At 47.9% G+C, this 2,916-nt stretch carries 1 protein-coding gene; it reads right to left on the bottom strand.

Annotated features, from left to right (window positions below):
* On the bottom strand, window positions 1-2,916 hold a 2,916-nt coding region (locus ACLI09_RS17970), incomplete at both ends, for a LamG-like jellyroll fold domain-containing protein (RefSeq protein ID WP_411421026.1).

Genomic DNA, 2,916 nt, shown 5'->3' with positions numbered 1-2,916 from the left:
GGCAAGTGCCAAACCACCTGAAGCTACGTTGTACCATTTTAATGCCGTACCGGTAGCGGTAAGGTTAGCCACCGTGGCACCATTACAAAATGTTTGTGCCGAAGCTGTTGGTGGTGTTGTGGTGTTTATGGTTACAGCCACTAACGCCCTTGTACTTTCGCAACCGTTTAGTGTTTGCGATACATAGTATGTACCCGTTGCAAGCGCGGTGGCCGAAGCAAGTGCCGGACCACCGGTTGACGAGGTATACCATTTTAAAGCGTTGCCTGTAGCCGTCAGGTCGGCAACTGTAGCGCCATTACAAAGTGTTTGTGTCCCTATTGCATTACTTACAATCCAGTTACTTGTGTCGCCGCTTAATGCAAAATTATTTAATGCTCCATTAAAAGCGTTGCTGGTTTGGTCGTACAATGTAGTTACCCCGGAATTAGAACCATTGGCTGTGCCGCTATTAAAGGTGTAATAAAACTTTATGTTTCCCGGAAGCACAGCTGTTGTGCTAACCATATCGGTTTGTACCTGTGCCTGCGTAAGGGCAGTGTTATATACTTTAACCTCATCAATGCTTCCGGCAAAAAGCTCACTTGTGGCACTTCCCGCCCCTATCATCAATTTTCGCGTTGAATCAATAAAGAGCGGTGTACCGCTGTATGTACCGGTGTTAACCAGTTGGCCATTTGCGTAAATAGTGTAGCCCGTTGGCGTAACAACGTAGGCAATATGTAGCCATTGGTTTGCCGTATAAGTAAAAGCGGCATCGGCGGTGGTTGTTATCCATGAGATACCGTTACCTATGTCGCCATGTATCTGGTTTCCTCCCTGAAGTTTAAAATCAAAGGCATATTCACCGTTGCGTGTTGAAAGTATTGTTAATACGCCTGATGTATTTTCAGGCTTTACCCATGCTTCAACGGTATAGCTTCCATTTATTGTAACAGGAGAGAAGTCGGTGGTTTGTACATAATCATTTGCACCATCAAAATACAGTGCGTTACCCGTTGAGTTGGTTGTAGCTGTTGGTGCTGTATTACTATTAACGGTTACGGCTACCGCTGTCCGTGTGCTCTCGCAGCCGTTAAGCGTTTGCGATACATAGTAAGTACCTGTTGCAAGCGCAGTGGCTGATGCAAGTGCCGAACCACCAGTTGAAGCAGTATACCATTGCAGGTTACTGCCAGTCGCTACCAGGCTTGCGACGGTGGCGCTATTACAAAAATTTTGAGGCGAAGCCGTGGGGGCGGCAGGAGTAGATGGCAGTTGCTGCAGCTCATAAGCACCCATATCCGCCGTGGTGTTATAAATACGTGCATTTCCCGCAAGGTCTGTAGTTATCCCTGAAGGGACATAGCTGTTATCGCCAGTATTCAGCACCGGGCTACAGGTTAAAAGGCTGTAATCGCCACCGGTAAATGGCGCGCCCGTATATGACGGAGCGTTTACAAACATAGGGTTAGTACTGCCGTTTATATTTCCGTTAGTGGTAGCAGTAATTCCCTGAACTAAACTGTTATTATAAGTAGGCGTACCGCTAAACACGCCATTTGCATTGCCGTATACAATAGTGTTGCGCAATACAGGGATGTTGCCTGAACCGTTGCTGTAAATCCCGTATCCGCCATTACCGCTTATAGTAACATTGATAAGCGTGGTGGTAGAAGTGCCAACGTTATATACTCCACCGCCTGTAGCCGAAACTGTATTTCCTGCCATTAATGTATTGGTTGTTGTAGTGGCAGATGCATTATTATATACCGCTCCGCCATTAGCCGCACTGTTACCACTAATGATGGCATTGGTTATTATAGCGGGAGCTGAGGAGTTGCACACACCGCCCCCTGCAGCAGCAGCGGTATTGCCGGTTATGGTTACGTTAGTTAAGGCGGGGGAAGAACCATTGCTATACATACCCCCACCATTATTAGCGGTATTATCAGTTATGGTTACATCTGTTATTGTAGGGGAAGACGAAGAGGTATTGCATATACCGCCCCCGTTAGAAACGGCTGTATTTGTGCTAATTGCAGTATTGGTTAGCGCCGGGGATGAATTATTGTTATACATACCTCCACCGCTGGAATCAGAATTGTTGCCGCTTATTATCAGGTTAGTCAGTGTGGGCGAGGCATTAACATTATATACACCGGCACCATTTGAGGTGTTGTACCCCCCTGTTATGGTAAAGCCATCGAGCACTGCAGTGGCAGTAAGCGGCGTGGTGCTGGCGAAGCTGTTGTATATTACCCGGCGCTGGTTGTTGCCATGCAACGTGGTAACATTTGTAGCCCAGTTACGCTGAGAGAGCGCGGTTTCATTACCGGCAAAGCCGCCGTATATGGCCACGTTGTTTTTCATTGTGTAACCACTACCTGTAGGATAATAAACACCCGCTGCCACCCATACCTGTTCTACTGATGCAGCATTTATCATGCTTTGCAGGTTGCCGCTGGCATTGGCCCAACTTGTGCCATCGCCCGTGCCGCTGGCTGAGGGTTTTACATAGCGTATAGGATAGGTTATGGTAACGCTAACAGCTGTGCGGGAACTTTCGCAGCCATTTACCGTTTGGCTTACATAGTAAGTAGTTGCTGTAAGCGCCGTGTTTGCAGGCAACACGCTGCCGCCCGTGCTTACAGTATACCATTGGAGGTTAGTGCCTGTAGCCACAAGGCTGGTTACAGTAGAACCGTAGGGGTAACTTTGTGCCGAAGCCGTGGGTGCAGCCGGAGTATTGATAGTAACCGATACCGCTGTACGCGCGCTCTCGCAGCTGTTAAGTGTTTGTGATACATAATAAGTACCTGTTGCAAGCGCGGTTGTTGAAACTAATGACGTGCCACCGGTTGAAACATCATACCATTGCACGTTGCTGCCGGTAGCGGTAAGGTTAGCCACTGTTGCACTGTTACAAAACGCCTG

It is taken from the genome of Flavobacterium sp. RHBU_24, assembly GCF_046613695.1.
In the GTDB taxonomy this organism is placed as follows: domain Bacteria; phylum Bacteroidota; class Bacteroidia; order Flavobacteriales; family Flavobacteriaceae; genus Flavobacterium.
The sequence above is the reverse complement of the archived record's forward strand: the minus strand, read 5'-3'. Positions and strand labels throughout refer to the sequence as shown.